Raw genomic sequence first — 22,692 nt, 5'->3', positions numbered from 1 at the left:
ATTCCTGCCGGTTGCAGCCGGTCGTTCCCGCAGTCAAGGGCCAAGCGCCGTCAGCGTCAAGTCACGCCCTGAAATCGCCGTGAAAAAGACCCCCGTGCACGGGGCCGCGCACGGGGGTCAGTCGTCGCGCGTCTGTGCGCGCTTGCTGCTGCGACGGGCCGGGCCTGTCGGTGGGGAAACGACGCGGGGGGCCGCCTTATTCCCCACCCATGCTCAGCTGCAGCCGCTGGTGCCGCCGCAGGTGTTGCATTTCATGCAGGTGCCGTTGCGCACCAGTGTGTAGTTGCCGCATTCGCCGCAGGGATCGCCTTCGTATCCCTGCATCCGGGCCTTGGCGCGCAGGTCCAGCCCCGTGGCCATGCCCGTCGTGACCGCTGTCACCGATACGCCGGCCTGCAGCGCCATCAGGTCCTGCGGCATCCGCTTGCGCAGATAGCCTGCGCTGCTGATCTGCTTCAGCATCGTCAGCGACTTCAGCTCGGACGGCTGGCTGGGGCGCCCCTCGTCCTCGCCGCCGCCCATCTCGTCGAAACGCGCGCCCTCGGGGGCGACATGGGCCAGGTCGGTGCGGTCCAGATAGCTGACGGCCAGCTCGCGGAACACATAGTCCAGGATCGAGGTCGCGTTCTTGATGCTGTCGTTGCCCTGCACCATGCCCGCCGGCTCGAACCGGGTGAAGGTGAAGGCGTCCACGAACTCCTCCAGCGGCACGCCGTATTGCAGGCCCACCGACACGGCGATCGCAAAGTTGTTCATCATCGCCCGGAAGCCCGCGCCTTCCTTGTGCATGTCAATGAAGATCTCGCCCAGCTTGCCGTCGTCATATTCGCCGGTGCGCAGATAGACCTTGTGACCGCCGACGATGGCCTTTTGGGTGTACCCCTTGCGGCGCTGCGGCAGCTTCTCGCGGTTCGACCGAACGATCTCCTTGACGATGACGCGCTCGACGATCTTCTCGGCCAGGACGCGGGCCTTGTCGTGGGTGGACCCGTGGGCCAGGATCTCCTCGGCCTCGTCGTCATCCTCGATCAGGGCGCTGGCCAGCGGCTGGCTCAGCTTGGAGCCGTCGCGATAGAGGGCGTTGGCCTTGATCCCCAGGCTGTGCGACAGCTCGTACGCCGCTAGAGTGTCCGCGATGGTCGCGCTGGAGGGCATGTTGATCGTCTTGCTGATCGCCCCGGAAATGAAGCTTTGCGCCGCGGCCATCATGTTGATGTGGCTTTCCACCGACAGATAGCGCGTGCCGGTCTTGCCGCAGGGATTGGCACAGTCGAACACCGGCAGATGCTCGGCCCGCAGATGCGGCGCGCCTTCCAACGTCATCGTCCCGCAGACATGGTCGTTGGCCGCGTCGATCTGCGCCCGGCTGAAGCCCAGATGGCGCAGCAGGTCGAAGCTGGGGTCCGACAGCTTGTCCGCAGGGATGCCCAGGGTGCCGCGGCAAAAATCCTCTCCCAGCGTCCACTGGTTGAAGACGAAGCGGATGTCGAAGGCCGACGGCAGGGCCGCCTCGACCTTGGCGATCTCGGCCGCGCCGAAGCCGTGACCGGCCAGCGATGCATGGTTGATGGCGGGGCAGTTGCCCAAGGTGGCGTGGCCCACCGCGTGGCCCACGATCTCCTCGATCTGCGCGGGCGCATAGCCCAGCTTCTCCAGCGCCGCCGGGACCGACTGGTTGATGATCTTGAAATAGCCGCCGCCCGCCAGCTTCTTGAACTTGACCAGGGCAAAGTCCGGCTCGATCCCGGTCGTGTCGCAATCCATCACCAGGCCGATCGTGCCGGTGGGCGCGATGACGGTGGTCTGGGCGTTGCGGAAGCCGTGCGCCTGGCCCAGGGCCAGCGCCTCGTCCCAGGCCGCGCGGGCCAGCTCGACCAGGCCGGCATCCGGGCAGTTCGCGGCGTCCAGCGCCACGGGCGCGACGTTCACGCCATCGCACGCCGTGCCATGCGCCGCGGCGCGGTGGTTGCGGATCACGCGCAGCATGTGGTCGGCGTTGCGGGCATGACCCGGGAACGCGCCCAGTTCCGCCGCCATCCGCGCGCTGGTCGCATAGGCCGTGCCGGTCATGATCGCCGACAGCGCCCCGCAGATCGCGCGGCCCTGGTCGCTGTCATAGCCCAGGCCCATGTTCATCAGCAGACCGCCGATATTGGCATAGCCCAGCCCCAACGTGCGGAAGTCATAGCTGCGCTGCGCGATCTCGCGCGAGGGGAACTGCGCCATCAGCACGCTGATCTCCAGCGTGACGGTCCACAGCCGGCTGGCATGGACATAGGCGTCGGCGTCGAACCGGCCGTCGGTCCAGAAGGTCAGCAGGTTCATGGACGCCAGGTTGCAGGCGGTGTCGTCCAGGAACATGTATTCGCTGCACGGGTTCGACCCGCGGATCGGCCCGTCCTCGGGGCAGGTGTGCCAGGCGTTGACCGTGTCGTGGAACTGGATGCCCGGATCGGCGCAGGCCCAGGCCGCGTGGCCGATCTGGTCCCACAGGTCGCGCGCAGACACGGTCTTGGCGACCGTGCCGTCGGTGCGGCGGATCAGCTCCCACGGCGCATCCTCGCGCACCGCGCGCAGGAAGGCATCCGTCACCCGGACCGAGTTGTTCGAGTTCTGGCCCGACACCGACACATAAGCCTCGGAATCCCAGTCCGTGTCATAGGTCGGGAACTCGATGCTGTCGAAGCCTTGGCGCGCGTATTGCAGCACACGGTTCACATAGGTCTCGGGGATCATCGCGCGCTTGGCGCTGCGGATCGCGGCCTTCAAGGCGTCGTTGCGGGCCGGATCGACCTCTCCGCCGCCGGTGCGGATCGCCGCGAAGATGCCGTTCAGCTCACGCTCGTGCAGCTTGGAGCCGGCAACCAGGGACGCGACCTTCTGCTCCTCGATCACCTTCCAGTTCACGAAGGCCTCGATGTCGGGATGGTCCATGTCGCAGATGACCATCTTGGCCGCGCGGCGCGTCGTGCCGCCCGACTTGATTGCACCCGCGGCCCTGTCGCCGATCTTCAGGAACCCCATCAGGCCCGACGACTTGCCGCCGCCGGACAGCTTTTCACCCTCGCCGCGCAGCGACGAGAAGTTGGTGCCGGTGCCCGACCCGTACTTGAACAGGCGCGCCTCGCGGACCCACAGGTCCATGATGCCGCCCTCGTTCACCAGATCGTCACTGACCGACTGGATGAAGCAGGCATGCGGCTGGGGATGCTCATAGGCGCTGGTCGATGCGGTCAGCGTGGCCGTCTTGTGATCGACATAGAAATGCCCCTGCCCCGGCCCGTCGATGCCATAGGCCCAATGCAGGCCGGTGTTGAACCATTGCGGGCTGTTGGGCGCACCCATCTGGCGGGCCAGCATGTGGCGCATCTCGTCCAGATAGGCGCGGGCATCGGCCTCGGTGGTGAAATAGCCGCCCTTCCAGCCCCAATAGGTCCAGGCCCCCGCCAGGCGGTCAAAGACCTGCGCGGCGCTGGTCTCTCCGCCGAACCGGGCATCCTCGGGCAGATCGGCCATTGCGGCATGGTCGGGAACGTGGCGCCACAGGAATTCGGGCACGCCCTTTTCGCGGACGGGCTTCAGCCGCGCGGGAACGCCGGCGCGGCGAAAGTATTTCTGGGCGATGACGTCGCTTGCGACCTGGCTCCAGCCCTCGGGGATCTCGACCGCGTCGTTGCGAAAGACCACTGTGCCGTCCGGATTGCGGATCTCGCTGAGGGTAGTTGTGAACGCGATGCCGCCATAGGCCCCGCCGGTTTCCGTGGTAAAGCGCCGCTCGATCTTCATCCTGCTTGTCCTTCCGGTCCCCTGCGCGCAGCCGCGATCCGCCCGTGCAGGGCGCGTCCGCCCAAGGGACGGCCGTCAGATCAGGACTGCTGCGACGTTCCTGTGGTCGCCCCCGATAGGACCACCACATCTTGTGCCACACTGGCGATTGCCCACAAACTGCCGCCGCTGAGACGCTGTTTCAACCGAATTTTTTAGCGATCGGCCTCGCGAAGGCCGTTGACAGACCGCCCCATGGCTGCGTGCAAGATTCGCGCACAGAGACATGCAGGAACAGGCGGTGCACGCGGCATACGGCGTCAAAAATCACGTCCGAACAGTCCCTTGCCGCCCGCATTCCACGACTTGTCCACAGGCTTATCCGCAATTCATCCCCCGGTTGCGCACAGCCGATGCAGATCTGCCACGCTTGGCAGAAATCAGCGCATGGGCGTCAGGACACCATCATCCGTCACGACCAGGTCCAGCGGCTGGTCCGTCGGCTCGGCCGGGATCAGGTCCAGCTGCTGGCAGGCATAGGCCAGCCCGATCGCCGTCACCGGTCCAGATTTACGCAATGATTCCAACGTTCTGTCATAGAAACCGCCGCCATAGCCAAGGCGGTTTCCCTGCCGGTCGAACCCCGCCAGCGGAACGATCAGCACGCGGGGCGTCAGCACCTCGGCCGAATCGGCCGGGTGCGCCGTGCCGAAGGGTCCGGGCACCAGCGCCTCGTCGCGCCAGCGGCGAAAGACCAGCGGGCGCGCCTTGCCGGTCACCACCGGCAGCACCAGCGGCCCGTCATGCGCGGCCATCGCGGCGCGGGGATCGGCCTCGTCGCGCATGGGCCAGTATCCGGCCAGAACCGTGCCCTCGTGTGGTGCCAGCGTCGCGATCAGGTTGCGCGACAGTGCCTGCCCGTCGCCGCCCGCCGCACGGGCCGCCAGCGCCTGCGCGCGCAGCCGGGCCTTGTCCGCGGTCACAGCAGCACCGCCGTGGCCAGCCCCAGGAAGGCCAGGAAACCGATGACGTCGGTCATCATGGTCACGAAGGTTCCCGACGCCAGCGCGGGGTCCGCGCCCAGCTTGTTCAGGCCAAGCGGGATCAGGATGCCCGCCAGCGCCGCCACCAGCAGATTGATGATCATCGCCGACCCGATCACCGCCGCCAGACCCGGATCGCGGAACCAGACCCAGGTGATCGCGGCCATGATGACCCCGAAGAACACCCCGTTGGTCAGCCCCACGATGACCTCGCGCCGGACGACGCGCAGGGCGTTGGCCCGGCTCAGGTCGCGCGTCGCAAGGCCGCGCACCGCGACGGTCAGCGTCTGCGTCCCCGCGTTGCCCCCCATCGACGCCACGATCGGCATCAGCACGGCCAAAGCCACCAGCTGGGCGATGGCGTCCTCGAAGAAGGCGATGACGCTGGCGGCGGCCAGGGCGGTGACGATGTTGGTGGCCAGCCACGGCACGCGCTGGCGCACCGTCTGCATCACGCTGTCCGAGATGCTGGATTCGTCGCCCACCCCGGCCAGGCGCAGGATGTCCTCCTCGTGCTCCTCGTCCAGGACCTGCATCGCGTCGTCGATGGTGATGACGCCCACCAGGCGGTCATCGCGGTCCACGACGGGGGCAGAGATCAGGTGATACTGGTTGAAGACATAGGCGACCTCGGCCTCTTCGGCAAAGGCGCTGATGGTGCGAAAGCTGTCCTCGGCCAGTTCGCGCAGCGTGGCGTCGCTGCGCGATGCCAGCAGGCGACCCAGCGTGACATAGCCCACCGGATGGCGGCGGGGATCGACCAGGACGATGTGATAGAACTGTTCGGGCAGCCATTCCTCGGCGCGCAGGAACTGGATGGCACGGGCCACGGTCCAATGCTCGGGCGCGGTGACGACCTCGGACTGCATCAGGCGGCCGGCGGAATATTCTGGATAGGCCAGCGACTGCTGGACCGCCGCGCGGTCGCCCGCATCCAGCGCAGCCAGGATCAGCGCCCGCTCGGCATCGTCCAGGTCCTCGACCAGGTCGACGACGTCGTCGCTGTCCATCTCGCGGACGGCATCGTCCAGGACCGCGCGGGGCAGCTGCTCCAGCACCTCCTCGCGGATGGATTCGTCGATCTCGGACAGGACATCGCCGTCGATGCCGTCGGCATAAAGCGTCAGGAAGGCGCGGCGGTCGCCCGGGGTCAGCCGCTCGATCAGGTCGGCGATGTCGGCCGGGTGCATCGGCTCCAGGGCCGCGTCCAGTGCGGCGCGGTCGCCGGCCTCGACCGCCGCGTCGACGCGGTCCAGCAGATCGTCGGTTTCGGTCGCGCGGTTTTCGTCGGCCATGCTGCCCCCTGCGTTCTTGTCGTGTCAGCCGTTCAGCAGATCCAGCGCCGCGCGGTGCAGCGCCTCGGACGCGGCGGCGATCACCTGACCGCCCTGGGCGGCGGACCCGCCCTGCCAGTCGGTCACGATGCCGCCCGCGGCCTGCACCACCGCCAGCGGACCCGCGATGTCATAGGATTGCAGCCCTGCCTCGATCACCAGATCAACCTGGCCCAAGGCCAGCAGGCCATAGGCATAGCAGTCCAGCCCGTATCGCGTCAGCCGCGCCCGGTCGGCCACGCGGCGAAAGGCCGTGGCCTCGGCCGCCGTGCCGATTTCGGGAAAGGTCGTCAGCAGGGTCGCGCGCTCCAGCGGCGTGCCGCCGCGCACGCGCAGCGCCCGTTCGCCCGCGGCCGAGGTCAGCCGGGCATGGCCAAGCCCGCCCTCGAACCGCTCGCCGACATAGGGCTGGTCGATCAGGCCATAGATGACGTCCCGCCCGTCGGACAGGCCGATCAGCACCCCCCAGCTGGCCGCCCCGCACAGGAACGCGCGCGTGCCGTCGATCGGATCCAGGATCCAGGTCAGCCCGCTGGTGCCGGGGGTCGCGCCATATTCCTCGCCCAGGATGGCGTCATCGGGCCGCTCGCGCGCCAGCACGTCGCGCATCGCGCGTTCGGCATCGCGGTCGGCCTGGGTCACCGGGTCGAAATCGGCCGGCCGCTTGTTGTCGGCCGCCAGATCCGCGTGGCGGAACCACGGCAGGATCGCCCGACGGGCAGCGTCTGCCATCAGATGCGCGGTGCGGGTGATCTGGTCTGCGTCCTGCATGCGGCCCCCTGCGTGTCGTCACGCCGGGTGTAGCCTGTCATGCGCCGGGGGACCAGCGGTCAAAGGGGGCCGTCGTCCGGCGGTCAAGCGGCGCGGGACGGCGGCAGGGTCATCCGCCTTCTGGCGGTCAGGCCTTTCAGGCCGCGTCGGACAGGACGCGGGCCAGCTCGAAGATCTGGCGACGCTGCGCCTCGGGCATGGCGTAATAGGCGCGCACCAGCTGCAGCGCTTCCTTGTCGGCGAAGATGTCGCCTTCGACCACGCCGGGAACCTCGCCCTCGGACAGGCCCTCGAAAAAGAAGCTGACCGGAACGTCGACCGCCCGCGCAATGTCCCACAGACGCGAGGCCGAGACGCGGTTCATGCCGGTCTCGTACTTCTGGATCTGCTGGAACTTGATGCCGACCTTGTCGGCGAGTTGCTGTTGAGTCATGCCAATCATCCAGCGACGATGGCGGATACGCTTACCAACGTGAACATCTACACTATGCTTCATTGCCCCAACCTTTTGCAATCTCAGGATGCTCTAGCCCGGAAAGGCACAATTTTCGAGTGTCAACTTGGTTAATCGGGGCTTTCCTGACCATAAAGACAGGTCCAGGGGTGTCCTTGCGGCCATATCGGCATCGCGTTGACTTGGCCAGCGGGGATGCGAACGTGCAGACAACATCCGAGGGCCACAATACATGTCACAAATGATTCGCGCAGCCTTCATCTCGGCCTTGGGTCAGGACCCGGTGATCCGGGATGTTCCGCCCCCCGTGGCCCGTCCCGATCAGGTGCTTTTGCGCATGGGCGCGGCGGCATTGAATTTTGCCGACCTGCTCAAGGCCAAGGGACAGTACCAGGAACCGGCCGATCCGCCCTTCGTGCCGGGGCTGGAGGGGGCGGGCACCGTCCTCTCAGCGCCTGCCGGATCGGGCCTGGTTGCCGGCACACGCGTGGTCGTTTCGGCACCGGGCACGATGTCGCAGGTGATGGCGGTCGATCCGGGGGCCGTCCAGGCCATTCCGGACGCCATGACGCTGGAGCAGGCGGCGGGCTTTCAGGTGGCTTATGGGACAAGTCACCTGGCCTTGGCCGGGCGCGGCGCGCTGCAGGCGGGACAGACGCTGGTCGTTCTGGGGGCCGCGGGCGGGGTCGGGCTGACCGCGGTGCAGATCGGCGCGGCGATGGGCGCGCGGGTGATCGGCATCGCGCGCGGCGCCGACAAGGTCAATGTGGTCCGCCAGGCGGGCGCATCCGACGTGATCGACAGCGCCACCTGCCCCGATCTGCGCGCGGCGCTGCGCGATCTTGGCAGCGCGGACGTGGTCTATGACCCCGTGGGCGCCGAACCGGGCGAGGCGGCGTTCCGCGCCCTGCGTCCCGGCGGGCGGTTCCTGGTCATCGGTTTTGCCGGCGGCCGCCCCCCGGTGCTGCCGCTGAACCACGCGCTGGTCAAGAACATCGCCATCCACGGCTTCTACTGGGGCGGCTATCGCGGGCTGGACCCGCAGGCGCTGCGGGACAGCATCGACGCGCTGTTCGACCTGTTCCGCGCGGGCCGGCTGGACCCTGTCGCGGGCGCCACCCTGCCCCTGGACGATCTGGCCCAGGGCTACGTCATGCTGAGAGAGCGGCGCAGCATCGGCAAAGTGGTCATCACGCTGTGATCCCGACGCATTTGAGCCAAGCGCGGCATTGAAAAATCCCGCCTTTCCACCGATATTGGACCCAAGCCGGCACTGCGTCGGCATGCCTTCCAAGGGAGACATCGATGGCAGATTACAACACGTACCGTACCGCGCAGGGCGTAGGCCACCGCACGGCGGCGGTCGACCAGGGCCTGCGGGCCTACATGAACAAGGTTTATGGGCTGATGGCGGTCGGCATGGGTGTAACCGCCGCGACCGCCTATGGCACAGCGACCGCCGCCATGACCAACCCGGCCGTGGCCAACACGCTGTACAACTCGCCTCTGCGGTGGGTGATCATGTTCGCGCCGCTGCTGATGGTGTTCGCCTTCGGCGCGGCCCTGAACCGGCTGTCCGTCTCGGCGGCGACCGGGGTCTTCTACGCCTTCGCGGCGCTGATGGGCGTCTCGATCAGCTCGATCTTCCTGGTGTATACCGGGGTGTCGATCGTCCAGACCTTCCTGGTCACGGCCATCGCCTTCGCGGGCCTGTCCCTGTGGGGCTATACTACCAAGAAGGACCTGTCGGGCTGGGGCACGTTCCTGCTGATGGGCCTGATCGGCCTGATCGTCGCGTCGATCGTGAACATCTTCATCGCCTCCTCGGCCATGCAGTTCGCGATCTCGGTCATCGGCGTGCTGATCTTTGCGGGCCTGACCGCTTATGACACGCAGAACATCAAGAACACCTACCTGCAGATGCAGGGGTCGGGTGCGGATTTCCTGGGCAAGTCCGCCATCATGGGCGCGCTGAAGCTGTACCTGGACTTCCTGAACCTGTTTATGTTCCTGCTGTCCTTCATGGGCAACCGCGAATAATCCAACGCACCTGCGACATGAAAAAAGGCCCCCTTTCGGGGGCCTTTTGCTTTTGAATGGCGGGGTCTCAGGCGGCCTTCCGGACCGGCGGCAGGGACGATGCCGCCTCGGCCGCGATCTCGAAGCTGCGCAGCCGGGCCGTGTGATCGTGGATCTGGCCGGTCAGGATCACCTCGTCGGGGCGATAGGTCTCGACCAGACGCGACAGCTGGTCGCGGACGCGCTCGCGGTCGCCCACGGCACTGATGCGCAGCGCACCGTCGACGGCCTGGCGCATCTGCGCGCCGATCTCGGCGTCGATGTCGCGGACCGGGCGCGGCAGCTTGCCGGGCTGGCCGGTCCGCAGGCGCGCGAATGCCAGCTGCATCGTCGTGCGCAGATAGGCGGCCTCTCCGGCGTCGTCGGCGGCAAAGACGTTCGCCGCCAGCACCGCATAGGGCTTCTGCCCCCAGGGCGAGGGTCGGAACCGTTCGCGATAGATGCTCAGCGCCTGTTCCAGCTGTTCGGGCGCGAAGTGGCTGGCAAAGGCATAGGGCAGGCCCAGATGCGCCGCCAGCTGCGCGCCGAACAGGCTGCTGCCCAGGATCCAGACGGGAATGTTCGTCCCCTCTCCGGGCAGCGCGCGGACGGCCGCGCCCGCGCGTTCAGGGCCCAGATAGTCCAGCAGCTCGACCACGTCCTGCGGAAAGCTGTCGGCCATCGGATCCCGGCGCAGGGCGCGGATCACCGCGCCGTCACCCCCGGGCGCGCGGCCCAGGCCCAGGTCGATGCGGTCGGGAAAGGCCGTGGCCAGGGTCCCGAAGGCCTCGGCCACGGTCAGCGGCGCATGGTTGGGCAGCATGATGCCGCCCGCCCCCACGCGGATCGTCCTGGTCGCCTGTGCGACCAGCCCGATCAGGACCGCGGTCGCGGCGCTGGCGATGCCGGGCATGTTGTGATGCTCGGCCAACCAGAAGCGGTGATAGCCCCAGCCCTCGGCATGTTGGGCAAGGTCGATCGTGTTGCGGATGGCGTCCTGCGCCGTGGACCCTTCGGGAACCGGCGACAGGTCGAGAACGGAATAGGGAAGATGCTGTGTCATTCCCCTGATCTAGGCCGCCTGCCCCGCTTTGCAATGACGGGACAGGACATATCAGGCAGTCGTTCAGGCCATCTTGCGCAGATAGGTCCAGGTCGGCACCCGGCCGCCCCGCGCGACGGACCAGCTTTCGGCATCGCCCAGATAGACGAAGCCGCAATTGGTCAGCACCCGGGCCGATCCCGGATTGTCCTGAAACGCCTCGGCGAACAGGGTCCGTGCCCCGTGCGGGTTCGCCGCGACAAGGGCCGCCACGGTCTCGGTCGCGAAGCCGGTGTTCCAGAAGCCCGCGCCGATCCAGAAGCCCAGTTCAGACTGCGACCCCTCCATGCGGGTCAGCGACACGACGCCCAGCAGCTCGGCCAGCTTGTGGTCCGACCCGTCGATGGCCCAGACATCCTCGGACCGATCCGCGGCCAGGGAGCGGGCGACGAAACTTTCGGCGGCGCCGCGGGGCAAGGGATGGGGGATTGCGCGCGTGCCTTCGGCCACGCGTCGGTCGGCGGTGTAATGTTCGATCAGGCCGGCATCAGAGGCCCGCAGCGGTCGCAGCGTGAACCGCTCTGTCGCGATCACGGGCTGGGCCGGGCCGTCGGCCAAGACGGGCGCAAGGTCGTCCAGACGACTCCCCTCGCGCATGGGTGCAGACATCACCATGTTTCCTCCCCAAGAAACCGATCAATAAATGTGACGATAAAACGGTTCGGGGGACCGGCTCTCGCCGATCCCCCCTTAGCATCAGAATATTACGCTAAGGTTACTCGGCTGCTTCCAGCTCGGCGGGGACGATCGAAATGAACGTCCGGCCCTTCAGGCCCTTCTTGAAGCTCACATGGCCGTCGGTCAGCGCGAACAGGGTGTGATCCTTGCCCATGCCGACGTTCACGCCCGGCCACCAGGTGGTGCCGCGCTGACGTGCGATGATGTTGCCCGCGATGGCGGCCTGGCCACCGAACAGCTTGACGCCAAGACGGCGTCCCGCGCTGTCGCGGCCGTTGCGGGAAGAACCGCCTGCTTTCTTATGTGCCATGGGTCGTTCTCCTTAGGCTTCAGCGGCGTCTTTGGCCGGTTTCTTGGTCTTGGCGGGCGCATCGGCGGCCTCGACCTTCGTGCGGGCGCCGACGGCGGTCTTGACGCCGGTCTTGTCCGCACCCTTGTCCAGCACGTCGGTGACGCGCAGCAGCGTCAGCTGCTGGCGGTGACCGCGGGTCCGCTGCGAGCTGTGCTTGCGGCGGCGCTTGACATAGGTGATGACCTTGTCGGCCTTGATCTGCTCGATCACGGTGGCCTGCACGCAGGCACCGGCGACCAGGGGCGCACCCAGGGTCGAGCCGACCATCAGCACATCGTTGAACTGGACCGTATCGCCAGCCGCGGCATTCAGCTTTTCAACGCGCAGGACGTCGCCCGCCTGCACCTTGTACTGCTTGCCGCCAGTTTTCAGAACCGCGAACATCGCTTTCTTCCTTCATCACCGCGTCCTGCGGCCCCGACAATGTCGGCGTTGGGGGGCGAACCCCGCCTTCGGACGGCGCACCCTTGTGCGGGTGTCGTTAAAAACAATCGACCGGCCAAGGGCGGATGCCCTGCCGGTGCGCTGCATTTGCCCGATCCGGGCCTGCCTGTCAAGGCCGGTGCGATGGTGCGGAACCCTGCGGCACCGCGGGGCTTGTACCCTGCCACTGACAGGACCGGACCCCAGCTGATGCAACGCTTCTCCTGCCCGCATTGCGGCACGCGCGCCTATTTCCACAACCTGATCTGTCTGTGCGGAGAGCCACTGGTCTATGCGCCGGTCTTGCGGCGGATGGTGGCGGACGCCGCCCATTGCGCCAACCGCCCGCGCATCGCCTGCAACTGGGCGGCCGAGGTTCCGGGCGGCTTCTGCGCGTCCTGCGCCATGTCGCATGTCGTGCCGGTGATGAACATCGGCGACAACCAGCGCCTGCTGGCCAGCGCCGAACGCGCCAAGCGGTGGGTTCTGGCCAACCTTGCGGAATGGGACTGGTTCACCCCGGCCGATCCCGGGCGGCGTCCGCGGTTCCTGATGCTGTCGGAACATACCGGCGGGCGCGATCAGCAGATCATCATGGGCCATGCCAACGGAGAGATCACCATCAACGTGACCGAGGCGGACGAGCTGATCCGCCTGAAACGCCAGCTGAAGCTGGGAGAGCAGTACCGCTCGATGGTCGGCCATTTCCGCCATGAGATCGCGCATTTCCTGTTCGACCGCCTGAAGGTCCTGCCCGATTTCCTGCCCGCCTTCCGCGCCGTCTTCGGCGACGAGCGGGCCGATTACGCCCAGGCCCTCAAGAACCACTATGCCGATCCGCGCGACCCGGCAGGCGATTTCATCACCAGCTATGCCACCTCGCACCCGCACGAGGACTGGGCCGAGACGGTCGCCCACCTGCTGCACCTGACGGACGTGGCCGACAGCTTCTGCAGCACGCATCTGGACATGCCGGGGGTGCCGCCGGACTATCACCCCTATTCCGAGACCGATCCGTATCGCCTGCTGAACATCGCGGCCGAGATCACCATCGCGGTCAACGACATCAACCGCGCGCTGGACAACAGCGACCTCTACCCGTTCGTGCTGACCGTGCCGGTCCGGCACAAGATCGCCTTCGCCCACGGCTGGCTGCAGAACCACCTTGCCCGCGGCGAGGGGAAGGCCGCCTAGACGGCGGCCTTTTCCTCCAGCGACATCCATTCCTCCTCGGCATCGGCCAGGGCGGCCTGGCGTTCGGACAGGGCCAGGCTGGCCTTTTCGAACTTGGCCGGGGCGGTCTGGAACAGCGTCGGGTCGGACATGAATTCCGACAGCTTGGCGATCTCCGCCTCCAGCTTGGCGATGATGCCGGGCAGCGCGTCCAGCCGGTGCCGTTCGGTGAAGCTGAGGCCATCGCGCGCGGCCTTGGGCTTTTCCGTCACCGGCGCAGCCTTGGAGACCGCGACGGGCTCCTCGACCACGGTCTCTCCGCGCTGCGCCTGATAATCGCTCCACCCGCCGGCATAGACGGTGGCGCGGCCGTCACCCTCCATCGCCACGGTGGTGTCGGCCACCCGGTCGATGAAATCGCGATCGTGGCTGACCAGCAGCACGGTGCCGTCATATTCGCCCAGCAGGTCCTGCAGCAGGTCCAGCGTCTCGACGTCCAGATCGTTGGTCGGTTCGTCCATGACCAGCAGGTTCGACGGCCGCGCCATCAGCCGCGCCAACAGCAGACGGGCCTTCTCGCCGCCAGACAGGCTGCGAACGGGCGCGCGGGCCTGGGCGTCGTCGAACAGGAAATCCTTCAGATAGGCCACGACATGCTTGGGCTGGCCCCGCACCATCACCTGATCGGCGCGGCCCGACACGCGCATCTCGGGGTCGCCGGTCAGCGATTCCCACAGCGTCTGGTCGGGGCTCAACGCGGCGCGGGCCTGGTCGAAGACCGCGATCTCCAGGTTGGTGCCCATCGTGACCGTGCCCTGGTCGGGGGCGATCTCTCCGGTCAGCATCTTGATCAGCGTGGTCTTGCCCGCGCCGTTCGGCCCGACAAAGGCGATGCGATCGCCGCGCTGGATGCGCAAGTCGAAGGGCCGCAGGATGGTCTTGTCGCCGAAGGCCTTGGCGATGCCGGTGGCCTCGACCACCTTCTTGCCGCTGGTGGTGCCGCTGTCGAACGCCATTGCGGCGGTGCCCTGACGGCGGATCTGGCTGCTGCGCTCGGCCCGCAGGGCGGCCAGGGCGCGGACCCGGCCCTGATTGCGCTTCCTGCGCGCGCTGATGCCCTCGACGGCCCACCGGGCCTCGGCCTTGATCTTGCGGTCCAGCTTGTGGCGGGCGTCATCCTCGGCGGCCCAGGTCGCCTCGCGCCAATCCTCGAAGCCTTCGAAGCCCCGTTCCTGCCGACGGACCTGGCCGCGGTCGATCCACAGCGTCGCCTTGGTCAAGCGGCGCAGAAAGGCGCGGTCGTGGCTGATCAGCACGAAACCCGCACGGGTCTGGGACAGATGATCCTCCAGCCAGCCGATGGCCTCGATGTCCAGGTGGTTGGTCGGCTCGTCCAGCAGCATCAGTTCGGGCGCCTGCGCCAGCAGGCGGGCCAGCGCGGCACGGCGACGCTCGCCGCCCGATGCGGTGGCCACGGGGCGGTCGGGGTCGAACTTCAGCCCCTCGGCGGCCATGTCGACGCGGTAATCCTCGCCCGGCTCCAACCCATCGCGGGCAAACTCGCCAAGCGTCTCGAAGCCGGACAGGTCGGGGTCCTGCTCCATGTAGCCGGTCGAGACACCGGCGGCCAGGACGACGTCGCCCCGGTCGGGTTCGACGAAACCGGCCATCACCTTCATCAGGGTGGACTTGCCCGACCCGTTCCGACCGACCAGCGCGACGCGGTCGCCCGGCTGGACGTTCAGGGACAGGCCCTCGAAAATGGGATCGCCGCCATAGGTCAGCGAGATCTCGGAGAGTTGCAAAAGGGGTGCGCGTGCCATGACCGCGCCCTAGCCCGGCGCCGCGCCGGGGTCAATCCACCGCATTGCTTGACAGGTTCGGTCGGAATTGCCAAAAGACGCGGGAATTCTGACCAAAGGAGTCAACATGCGTCCCCTGATCATCGCCACGCTGCTGGGTGCCACCGCCATGCCGGCCTTGGCGCAGGAAGTGAACGTCTATTCGCACCGCCAGCCCGAGCTGATCCAGCCGCTGATCGACGCCTTCACCGCCGAGACAGGCATTCCGGTCAACGTGGCCTTCGTCGACAAGGGCATGGTCGAGCGCCTGCAGGCCGAGGGCGACCGTTCGCCCGCCGACCTGGTACTGACCGTCGATGTGGCCCGCCTGGGCGAGGTCAAGGACGCAGGCGTCCTGCAGCCGGTCGAGGACCCGGCGCTGGAGGCGATCCCCGCCGGCCTGCGCGACGACGAGAACCAGTGGTTCGCCCTGACCACCCGCGCCCGCATCGTCTATGCCAGCAAGGAGCGCGTGGCCGACGGAGAGGTCACCACCTACGAGGACCTGGCCGATCCGAAATGGGAAGGCCGCATCTGCACCCGCAGCTTCACCAACGACTATAACGTTGCGCTGACCGCGGCCTATCTGGCCCATCACGGCGAGGAGGAGACCGTCGCCTGGCTGGAGGGCGTCAAGTCGAACCTGGCCAAGCGTCCCGAGGGCGGCGACCGCGACCAGGTCAAGGCGATCTGGGCCGGCGAATGCGACATCAGCCTGGGCAACACATACTACATGGGTGCGATGCTGAAGGATGACGAGCAGAAGGAATGGGCCGAATCGGTCCGTATCGTCTTCCCGACCTTCGAGGATGGCGGCACGCATGTGAACGTGTCCGGCGTGGCGATGACCAAGTCCGCGCCGAACCGCGACGCGGCCCTGCAGCTGATGCAGTTCCTGGCCGGCGAAGAGGCACAGCGCATCTATGCAGAAACCAACAACGAGTTCCCCGTGACCGAGGGTGTCGAGCGGTCCGAGCTGGTGGCCAGCTGGGGCGACTTCACCGCCGACGACCTGACGCTGACCGAGATCTCGGACCTGCGCCCGCAGGCGCTGGACCTGATCGAGCGCGTCAACTTCGACGGGTGACGGCTTCTTGCGTCGGGGCCCCAACCCCCGACGCAAGGAAACTTACAGATGTCCTCAAAAGGCGCAGGCGCGGGCTTGCGCCTTTTTCGTTGCTGACGCAATCATCGCCGCTTGTGAGCCTTGGAGACGCGGTTTGGCACAGAAGATCATCATCGACACGGACCCCGGTCAGGACGACGCGGTGGCCATCCTGCTGGCGCTGGCCTCTCCGGAACTGCAGGTCCTGGGCATCGTCGCGGTGGCCGGCAACGTGCCGCTGGCCCTGACGGAGGTGAACGCCCGCAAGGTGGTCGAACTGTCGGGCCGGACCGACGTGCCGGTCTTTGCGGGCCGCGACCGGCCCCTGTCGCGCGAACTGGTGACGGCCGAACACGTGCATGGCAAGACCGGGCTGGACGGGATCGAGCTGCCCGCGCCCACCCTGCCCCTGCAGGCGCAGGACGGCGTCGATTTCATCGTCGAAACCCTGCGCACCCATGATGCGGGCACCGTGACGCTGGTGCCCATCGGCCCGCTGACCAACATCGCCGAGGCATTCCGCCGCGCCCCCGACATCATCGAACGCGTGCAGCAGATCGTGCTGATGGGCGGCGCCTATTTCGAGGTGGGCAACATCACCCCCGCGGCCGAATTCAACATCTATGTCGATCCCGAGGCCGCGGCCGAGGTGTTCGCCGCGGGCGTGCCGCTGGTCGTCATGCCGCTGGACGTGACGCACAAGGCGCTGACTGACCGGGCCTGGGTCGAGGCGATGCGCGCCCTGCCCGGCCGCTGCGGCCCGGCCGTCGCGGGCTGGACCGACTTCTTCGAACGCTTCGATACCGCGAAATACGGCAGCCTCGGCGCGCCGCTGCATGATCCCTGCACCATCGCCTGGCTGCTGGACCCCGACCTGTTCCAGGGCCGCCACATCAACGTCGAGATCGAGATCGAGGGCCGCTGGACCACCGGCATGACCATAGCTGACTGGTGGCGCGTCAGCGGGCGGACGCCCAACGCGCTGTTCCTCAAGGACGTGGACCGCGACGCGCTGTTCGACATGATACACGACCGCATCGCGCGGCTGCCCTAGGGCGCATCCTCGGACGGGGGCGGTTCGGGCAGCGGCACGACCCCCTCTCCGTCGCCGATGCGATCGTCAAGCGCCGCGACCAGCTGTTCGGTGACGTCGATCGCGTCCAGCGACACGAAGATCGTGCGCCGGTCCAGAACCGCCACGGCGCCCCGGTCCTGCATCACCTGACCCATCACCGGCAGCGCGGCCCGAAAGAAGGCCGCACGGTCGGCCTCGGCCCAGGCATTCAGGTCCTGGACCGCCTGCGCGCGCTCCCGGCGGATGCGCGTCGCGCGGATGTCGAAGCTTTCGGCCAGCTCGCGGAATTCGGCCGCGGGCAGCGTGCTGCGCTGCTCGGTCAGGCGCGCCTCCTCCGACGACAGCAGCTGCGTCAGGCGGTCGTTCTCGGCGGTGACCTCCTCGCCCTTGGCCTCCAGCCGGGCCTGCGCGCGCAGACCCCATGCCGAGGACAGGTACAGAACCTCCTGGTCCAGCGTCAGGATCGGCGCGCTTTCGGCCGCCTCCTCGGGGCTGGGGATCGTGCTGTTGGGCAGGACGGGCGGCTTAGCGATCGGCGGGATCTCGGGCGCCGGGATGTCGGGCACCGTCGCATCCTGCGCGGCGGCGGGCAGCGCCATCAGCGCCGCCGCCACCAGCCCCAGTCCCGTCCGAAGGACCGGCATCAGAAGTTCGTCTGGATCGTCAGGTCGAAATTCTGTTCCAGGTCATAGTCTTCCTTCTGCAGCGCCTGCGAGAAGTTGAAGCGCAGCGGACCGATGGGCGTGGTCCAGAAGATCGACGCGCCGACCGCGGCGCGCGTGTACATGTCGTCATCGACCGGGACGCCGCCGGTGCCGATGGTCCGGTCCAGACCCCACAGCGAGCCGACATCGACGAAAAGACCGCCCTGGATGCCGTATTCCTCGGGCAGGCCGATGGGGAACTGCGCCTCGCCGCGCGCCGCCCAGTAGAAGTTGCCGCCCAGGCCGTCCTCGTTCACCGCGGCCAAGTCGCGCGGCCCGATGCCGTTCGGCTCGAACCCGCGGACGCGGTTGCCGGTGCGGAAGCGGTCCAGGATCCAGGTCGAATAATCGCCGTAGGTATAGATCGCCCCGGCCTCGACCTCGCCGCGCAGGGTCACGCTCTCGCGCCAGGCGGTGCTTTCGACGCCGGCCAGCGCGGTCGTGGTGATTGTCTTGGTGTCGCCCCCCGCACCCGCGAAATCCTGCGAGAAGCGGAACCGGTACGCGGTCAGCGGGTCCAGCCCGGTGCGGCGCGAATCCCAGTTGTAGGTATAGCCAAGCGACGAGGTCAGGCGCGTGCCCTCCTCGGCGATCAGCAGGGCCGAGCTGTCCTCGGTCACGTTGGACAGCTTGTCCTCCGAGATGCGGTAGCGCAGCTCGATCCGCGCATTGGCCGAGATCGGGAATTCCAGCGACGGCTGGATGCGGATCTGACGGGTGTCGAAATCCGAATTCAGGCCCTCGGTCTCGGTATAGTTGGCCGAGAAGCCAAAGCGCAGGTCGCGGCCCAGGAAGAACGGCTCGATGAAGGTGACCCCGGCGGCGCGGTCGTCGGTGGCGGTCTGCAGCTGCAGGCCCAGGGTCTGGCCGCGCCCCAGGAAGTTCTGCTCGGTCAGGCCGATGTTGAAGCCCACTCCCGAATTGACGCCATAGCTGGCGCCCAGGGACAGCGACCCGGTCGGCTGTTCCTCGACATTGACGCCGACGATGACCTGGTCGGGGCTGCTGCCCTCGCGGGTCTGGACCTGCGCATCCGCGAAATAGCCAAGCGCCCGCACGCGTTCGGCCGAATTGCGGATCTCGCGCGGGTTGAAGGGGTCGCCCTCGACGGTGGTGAACTGACGGCGGATCACCTGGTCCAGCGTCGTGGTGTTGCCCTCGATGTCGATGCGCTCGACGAAGACGCGCTGGCCGCGGGTCAGCGCGAAGGTCAGGTCCAGCGTCTGGTTTTCCGGATTGCGGGTGACGCGAGGCTCGATGTTGACGAAGTTAAGCCCCTGCTGGATGGCGATCGTCTCCATCCGGCGGATCGACGTGTCGATGACCGACGGGTTGTAGAACGACCCGCGCCGGACACGGCTCTGCTCGGCGAACAGCGACGCATCGACGCCCGGGATCTCCGAGATGGTCTCGACCCGGCCAAAGCGATAGCGCGGCCCTTCCGAGATGTTGAAGGTGATGAAGAACGCGTCGCGTTCACGCGCGATTTCGGGCGCCACGCCCTGCACGCGAAAATCGGCGTAACCCTGCGAGCGATAGAAATCGGTCAGCAGCTGTTCGTCCAGCGGGATGCGCTCGGGCGCGAAGGTGTCGCGGCGGATGAAGGTCCGCAGCAGGCCCGCCTGCTTGGTCTCCAGCACGTTGCGCAGGCGGCGGTCCGAATAGGCGCGGTTGCCGACAAAGCTGACGCGCTCGATCTCGGTGACGTTGCCTTCGCGGATCTCGAAGACCAGATCGACGCGGTTGCCGCTGCGGCGGATGATGCGCGGATCGACGCGGGCGGCCAGGCGCCCCTCGGCGGCATAGGTCTGGGCGATGGCCTGGGCATCCTGGATGGCCTGACTGGGCTGATAGACGCGGCGGGACTGGCTGCGGACGATCTCGGCCAGACGCTCGTCGTTCAGGCGGCGGTTGCCCTCGAAGGTGATCTGGTTGACGATCGGATACTCGCTGACGCGCACGACCAGGGTGGACCCCTGCGGGATCAGTTCGACCGTCTCGAACAGGCCGGAATTCTGCAGGCGCTGCAGGCCGTCGTTGATCTGGCCGGGGCTCAGGTCCTGGCCCTGCGGCAGGGCCAGCGTGGACAGCACGGCGCCCGTCTCGATCTGCTGGTTGCCCTGAACCTGGATGCTGCCGAAGACCACGGCGGCGGCCTGCTGCGGGATCATTCCGATTGGCGCCGCGATCGCCAGGGACGTCACCAGCGCCAATGCGCCCTTGCCCAGTTTCCGTTCCATGATGGCCCCTCTTGTATCCGCCTGCACGCGCCCGGTTCGGGCTGTCGTTTTGCCTATGGTCTGTAGCCCCATCGGGGCGGGGCTGTCAAAACCGCAAGCGCATCAAGGGCAGAAAAGATCGTTCGTGAGCCCGAAAATCATCAGTGACAGGACCGCCGCCATGCCGATCGCGGTCAGCAGGTTCAGCGCCTTGTCCGAGGGCGGGCGTCCGCGGACGGCCTCGTAGGCGTAGAACATCAGGTGGCCGCCATCCAGCACGGGGATCGGCAGCAGGTTCAGGAACCCGATCGCCGCCGACAGGACCGCAATCCACCACAGGAAGTTCGCGCCGCCCGCGCTGGCCGCCTGGCCGGTGCTTTCCGCGATGCTGATCGCGCCGCCCAGGTTGCAGGTACCGATCTGCCCCGAGATCATCGCCCACATCCCCGTCAGCGACGACGTTATGATCCCCCAGGTCTGCCCGACGCCCAGGCCAAGCGCCTCCAGCGGCCCGGCACTGCGCGTCTGGGGCGAGAAGAAGCTTTCGCCGCCCGTCACCCCGATCAGCCAGCGCTGCTCGAACCCGCCGCCATCGGCGGGCAGGTCCGACAGCTTGGGCGACAGGGTCACGTCCAGCTCTCCGGTGCCGGGGCGCCACAGGCGCAGGGCCAGGGGCCGGCCCTCGGCAGCCTCGACCGCCTCGCGCATCTGGGTAAAGCGGGTGACCGGCTGGCCGTCGATGGCAAGCACCACGTCGCCCGCGCGCATGCCGGCATCGGCCGCGGCACTGCGCGGCGCCACGCCGCCGATGCGCGCCGGCATCGGGTCGGGGCCGGTCACGGTCAGTGTCCGGCCGTCACGTTCGACCTGCCAGTCCTGTTGCCCGGCCACCGGCAGCGTTTCGGTCAGCGCGCCGATGTCGCGCCAGGTGGCGACCGGCTGGCCGCCAAGGGCCAGGATGCGGTCGCCGGGCTGCAGGTCGTTGACGATGGCGGGCGGCGCCTCGCTGACGGCGCCCACGCGCACCTCGTCCACGGGCAGGCCCTGAACGATCGCGAAGCCCGCAAACACCAGGATCGACAGCACGAAATTGAACACCGGCCCGGCCAGCAGCGTCGCGAACCGCGCCCACAGCGGCGCGCCCTGCAAGGTCTGGCGGCGCAGGGCGGGATCGACGGCGCGCCCCGGACCGGCACTGGCCGCGTTGTCGTCGCCCAGGAACCGCACATAGCCGCCAAGCGGCAGCGCCGCGACCTGCCACAGCGTCCCGCGACGATCACGGCGAGAGAAAAGGCGCGGGCCAAAGCCCACGCTGAACACCTCGGCCCGGATGCCCGACCAGCGGCCGACGATGTAATGGCCGTATTCGTGGACGGTCACGATGACCGCCAGGGCGGTGACGAAGGCCAGCAGCGTGCCGGCGGTCTGGGCAAAGGCGTCGATCACTGGGCGGCCTTTCGTCGGGCCAGGCCGTCCCAATGCAGGACGGCGGGCAGGTCTTCGGGGTCGCGGGCAAAGCCGGGCTGGGCGGACAGCGCCTCCAGCGTGGCCTCGACCCGGGGGGCCATGTCGGTAAAGCGGATGCGACCGGCGATGAAATCGTCCAGGGCCTGTTCCTTGGCGGCGTTGAAGACCGCGCCAGCGGCCCCGCCCGCGGCCATCACCTCGCGCGCCAGGCGCAGGGCGGGCCAGCGCGTCTCGTCGGGGGCGCGGAAGGTCAGGCTGCCAAGCGCGGCCAGATCCAGCGCGGCCACGGGCAGCGGCCGCCGTTCTGGCCAGTGCAGCGCATAGCCGATCGCGTGGCGCATGTCGGGGGAGCCCAGATGGGCTATGGTGCCGCCGTCATGATGGGTGACCATTGCGTGAATGATCGATTCCGGATGGACCAGAACCTTGATGCGATCGGCGGTCAGGCCGAAGAACTCCTTGGCCTCGATCACCTCCATCGCCTTGTTGAACATCGAGGCGCTGTCGATGGTGATCCGCTGACCCATTGCCCAGTTCGGATGGGTCGATGCCTCGGCCACCGTCGCGGCCGCCAGCCGCTCCAGCGGCCAATCGCGGAACGCGCCACCCGATGCGGTGATGGTCACATCCTTGACGGATTCCAGCTTATCAGCCCCAAGCGCCTGAAACAAAGCGGAATGTTCACTGTCGACGGGCAGGATCGTGGCGCCCGACCGCGCGCCGGTATCCCGCAGCAGCGCGCCCGCGCAGACCAGCGATTCCTTGTTGGCCAAGGCCAGCACACCGCCCTGCGACAGCGCCGCCAGACCCGGCGCCAGGCCCGCGGCGCCGACGATGGCCGACAGGATCCAGTCGGCGGGCCGATGCGCGGCCTCGATCAGCGCGGCCTCGCCGGCGGCGGCCTGGACGTCGGTGCCGGCAAGCGCGGTCCGCAAGTCGTCCAGCAGTTCGGGATGCGCGGTGACCGCGATCTGGGCGCGCAGATCGCGCGCCATCTGCGCCAGCCGCGCGATGTTGCGCCCGCCGGTCAGGGCCACGACCTGATAGGATTGCGGATCGCGGCGGATCAGATCGACGCCGTTCGCGCCGACCGACCCGGTCGCGCCGAAGATGGAAATGCGTCGCATC

The 22,692-nt window shown here is 67.8% G+C and carries 19 protein-coding genes; 5 read left to right on the top strand and 14 right to left on the bottom strand.

Annotated elements, in window-relative coordinates:
- Positions 1-213: 213 nt before the first annotated feature.
- The 5 genes from FHD67_RS00530 to FHD67_RS00510 form a co-directional block, all read right to left on the bottom strand.
- Positions 214-3,786, bottom strand: coding sequence for a vitamin B12-dependent ribonucleotide reductase (locus tag FHD67_RS00530; protein WP_139597463.1), 3,573 nt, complete (start codon positions 3,784-3,786; stop codon positions 214-216).
- Between the two features lie 419 nt (positions 3,787-4,205).
- Complete coding sequence (locus FHD67_RS00525) at positions 4,206-4,748, bottom strand: 5-formyltetrahydrofolate cyclo-ligase (protein WP_139597462.1); 543 nt, start codon at positions 4,746-4,748, stop codon at positions 4,206-4,208.
- Complete coding sequence (mgtE, locus tag FHD67_RS00520; RefSeq protein WP_045999401.1) at positions 4,745-6,103, bottom strand: magnesium transporter; 1,359 nt, start codon at positions 6,101-6,103, stop codon at positions 4,745-4,747. The genes FHD67_RS00525 and mgtE overlap by 4 nt, the downstream gene beginning before the upstream one ends.
- A 24-nt stretch (positions 6,104-6,127) precedes the next feature.
- Positions 6,128-6,913, bottom strand: a complete 786-nt coding sequence (locus tag FHD67_RS00515; protein ID WP_127898293.1) for an inositol monophosphatase family protein — start codon at positions 6,911-6,913, stop codon at positions 6,128-6,130.
- A 136-nt stretch (positions 6,914-7,049) separates the two neighbouring features.
- Positions 7,050-7,409, bottom strand: a complete 360-nt coding sequence (locus FHD67_RS00510) for a helix-turn-helix domain-containing protein (protein ID WP_042244532.1) — start codon at positions 7,407-7,409, stop codon at positions 7,050-7,052.
- Positions 7,410-7,599: 190 nt separating this feature from the next.
- Here FHD67_RS00510 and FHD67_RS00505 point away from each other — a divergent pair, with 190 nt between their 5' ends.
- Together FHD67_RS00505 and FHD67_RS00500 are read left to right on the top strand one after the other, a co-directional pair.
- The gene (locus FHD67_RS00505) at positions 7,600-8,568 is read left to right on the top strand and encodes an NADPH:quinone oxidoreductase family protein (protein WP_084693673.1); all 969 of its coding nucleotides are present in this window, start codon (positions 7,600-7,602) and stop codon (positions 8,566-8,568) included.
- Between the two features lie 104 nt (positions 8,569-8,672).
- Positions 8,673-9,407, top strand: coding sequence for a Bax inhibitor-1/YccA family protein (locus FHD67_RS00500; RefSeq protein WP_045999403.1), 735 nt, complete (start codon positions 8,673-8,675; stop codon positions 9,405-9,407).
- Positions 9,408-9,474: 67 nt separating this feature from the next.
- On the opposite strand, the gene FHD67_RS00495 is transcribed toward FHD67_RS00500, so the two are convergent.
- From FHD67_RS00495 to rplU, 4 genes are all read right to left on the bottom strand, one after another.
- Positions 9,475-10,488, bottom strand: coding sequence for an LLM class flavin-dependent oxidoreductase (locus FHD67_RS00495; protein ID WP_139597461.1), 1,014 nt, complete (start codon positions 10,486-10,488; stop codon positions 9,475-9,477).
- A gap of 63 nt (positions 10,489-10,551) precedes the next feature.
- Positions 10,552-11,136 (bottom strand): GNAT family N-acetyltransferase, encoded by a 585-nt coding sequence (locus tag FHD67_RS00490; protein ID WP_246071167.1) that lies wholly within the window; start codon positions 11,134-11,136, stop codon positions 10,552-10,554.
- Between the two features lie 106 nt (positions 11,137-11,242).
- Positions 11,243-11,515, bottom strand: a complete 273-nt coding sequence (rpmA, locus tag FHD67_RS00485) for a 50S ribosomal protein L27 (protein ID WP_045999405.1) — start codon at positions 11,513-11,515, stop codon at positions 11,243-11,245.
- Between the two features lie 12 nt (positions 11,516-11,527).
- Entirely contained in the window at positions 11,528-11,941 is a 414-nt protein-coding gene (rplU, locus tag FHD67_RS00480; RefSeq protein WP_139597460.1) for a 50S ribosomal protein L21, read from the bottom strand.
- Between the two features lie 249 nt (positions 11,942-12,190).
- Here rplU and FHD67_RS00475 point away from each other — a divergent pair, with 249 nt between their 5' ends.
- On the top strand, positions 12,191-13,174 hold the full coding sequence (locus FHD67_RS00475; RefSeq protein ID WP_139597459.1) for a zinc-binding metallopeptidase family protein: 984 nt from the start codon (positions 12,191-12,193) through the stop codon (positions 13,172-13,174).
- Here the strand turns inward: FHD67_RS00475 and FHD67_RS00470 are convergent.
- Entirely contained in the window at positions 13,171-14,976 is a 1,806-nt protein-coding gene (locus FHD67_RS00470; RefSeq protein WP_139597458.1) for an ABC-F family ATP-binding cassette domain-containing protein, read from the bottom strand. The genes FHD67_RS00475 and FHD67_RS00470 overlap by 4 nt on opposite strands.
- 106 nt (positions 14,977-15,082) lie before the next feature.
- Here FHD67_RS00470 and FHD67_RS00465 point away from each other — a divergent pair, with 106 nt between their 5' ends.
- Together FHD67_RS00465 and FHD67_RS00460 are read left to right on the top strand one after the other, a co-directional pair.
- On the top strand, positions 15,083-16,081 hold the full coding sequence (locus FHD67_RS00465) for a Fe(3+) ABC transporter substrate-binding protein (RefSeq protein WP_045999409.1): 999 nt from the start codon (positions 15,083-15,085) through the stop codon (positions 16,079-16,081).
- Between the two features lie 133 nt (positions 16,082-16,214).
- Positions 16,215-17,153 carry a nucleoside hydrolase gene (locus FHD67_RS00460; RefSeq protein WP_139597457.1) on the top strand — a complete coding sequence of 313 codons (939 nt, stop codon included), beginning with the start codon at positions 16,215-16,217 and terminating at the stop codon, positions 17,151-17,153.
- On the opposite strand, the gene FHD67_RS00455 is transcribed toward FHD67_RS00460, so the two are convergent.
- From FHD67_RS00455 to dxr, 4 genes are all read right to left on the bottom strand, one after another.
- A complete protein-coding gene (locus FHD67_RS00455) occupies positions 17,150-17,818 on the bottom strand; it encodes an OmpH/Skp family outer membrane protein (protein WP_139597456.1) in 669 nt (222 codons plus the stop codon). The genes FHD67_RS00460 and FHD67_RS00455 overlap by 4 nt on opposite strands.
- The gene (bamA, locus tag FHD67_RS00450; RefSeq protein WP_052715117.1) at positions 17,818-20,118 is read right to left on the bottom strand and encodes an outer membrane protein assembly factor BamA; all 2,301 of its coding nucleotides are present in this window, start codon (positions 20,116-20,118) and stop codon (positions 17,818-17,820) included. The genes FHD67_RS00455 and bamA overlap by 1 nt, the downstream gene beginning before the upstream one ends.
- A 102-nt stretch (positions 20,119-20,220) precedes the next feature.
- A complete protein-coding gene (gene rseP, locus FHD67_RS00445) occupies positions 20,221-21,543 on the bottom strand; it encodes an RIP metalloprotease RseP (protein WP_139597455.1) in 1,323 nt (440 codons plus the stop codon).
- Positions 21,540-22,691 carry a 1-deoxy-D-xylulose-5-phosphate reductoisomerase gene (gene dxr / locus FHD67_RS00440; protein ID WP_139597454.1) on the bottom strand — a complete coding sequence of 384 codons (1,152 nt, stop codon included), beginning with the start codon at positions 22,689-22,691 and terminating at the stop codon, positions 21,540-21,542. Before dxr ends, rseP begins: the two co-directional genes overlap by 4 nt.
- Position 22,692 lies beyond the last annotated feature (1 nt).

It is taken from the genome of Paracoccus haeundaensis, assembly GCF_006239215.1.
Taxonomy (GTDB): domain Bacteria; phylum Pseudomonadota; class Alphaproteobacteria; order Rhodobacterales; family Rhodobacteraceae; genus Paracoccus; species Paracoccus marcusii.
This window is presented reverse-complemented; position numbering and strand designations above follow the sequence as displayed.

Bases quoted from the DNA above. Each gene is read 5' to 3' on its own strand.
- FHD67_RS00530 (WP_139597463.1), bottom strand. From the start codon at position 3,786: ATGAAGATCGAGCGGCGCTTTACCACGGAAACCGGCGGGGCCTATGGC.
- mgtE (WP_045999401.1), bottom strand. From the start codon at position 6,103: ATGGCCGACGAAAACCGCGCGACCGAAACCGACGATCTGCTGGACCGC.
- FHD67_RS00515 (WP_127898293.1), bottom strand. From the start codon at position 6,913: ATGCAGGACGCAGACCAGATCACCCGCACCGCGCATCTGATGGCAGAC.
- FHD67_RS00510 (WP_042244532.1), bottom strand. From the start codon at position 7,409: ATGAAGCATAGTGTAGATGTTCACGTTGGTAAGCGTATCCGCCATCGT.
- FHD67_RS00505 (WP_084693673.1), top strand. From the start codon at position 7,600: ATGTCACAAATGATTCGCGCAGCCTTCATCTCGGCCTTGGGTCAGGAC.
- FHD67_RS00500 (WP_045999403.1), top strand. From the start codon at position 8,673: ATGGCAGATTACAACACGTACCGTACCGCGCAGGGCGTAGGCCACCGC.
- FHD67_RS00495 (WP_139597461.1), bottom strand. From the start codon at position 10,488: ATGACACAGCATCTTCCCTATTCCGTTCTCGACCTGTCGCCGGTTCCC.
- FHD67_RS00490 (WP_246071167.1), bottom strand. From the start codon at position 11,136: ATGTCTGCACCCATGCGCGAGGGGAGTCGTCTGGACGACCTTGCGCCC.
- rpmA (WP_045999405.1), bottom strand. From the start codon at position 11,515: ATGGCACATAAGAAAGCAGGCGGTTCTTCCCGCAACGGCCGCGACAGC.
- rplU (WP_139597460.1), bottom strand. From the start codon at position 11,941: ATGTTCGCGGTTCTGAAAACTGGCGGCAAGCAGTACAAGGTGCAGGCG.
- FHD67_RS00475 (WP_139597459.1), top strand. From the start codon at position 12,191: ATGCAACGCTTCTCCTGCCCGCATTGCGGCACGCGCGCCTATTTCCAC.
- FHD67_RS00470 (WP_139597458.1), bottom strand. From the start codon at position 14,976: ATGGCACGCGCACCCCTTTTGCAACTCTCCGAGATCTCGCTGACCTAT.
- FHD67_RS00465 (WP_045999409.1), top strand. From the start codon at position 15,083: ATGCGTCCCCTGATCATCGCCACGCTGCTGGGTGCCACCGCCATGCCG.
- FHD67_RS00455 (WP_139597456.1), bottom strand. From the start codon at position 17,818: ATGCCGGTCCTTCGGACGGGACTGGGGCTGGTGGCGGCGGCGCTGATG.
- bamA (WP_052715117.1), bottom strand. From the start codon at position 20,118: ATGGAACGGAAACTGGGCAAGGGCGCATTGGCGCTGGTGACGTCCCTG.
- dxr (WP_139597454.1), bottom strand. From the start codon at position 22,691: ATGCGACGCATTTCCATCTTCGGCGCGACCGGGTCGGTCGGCGCGAAC.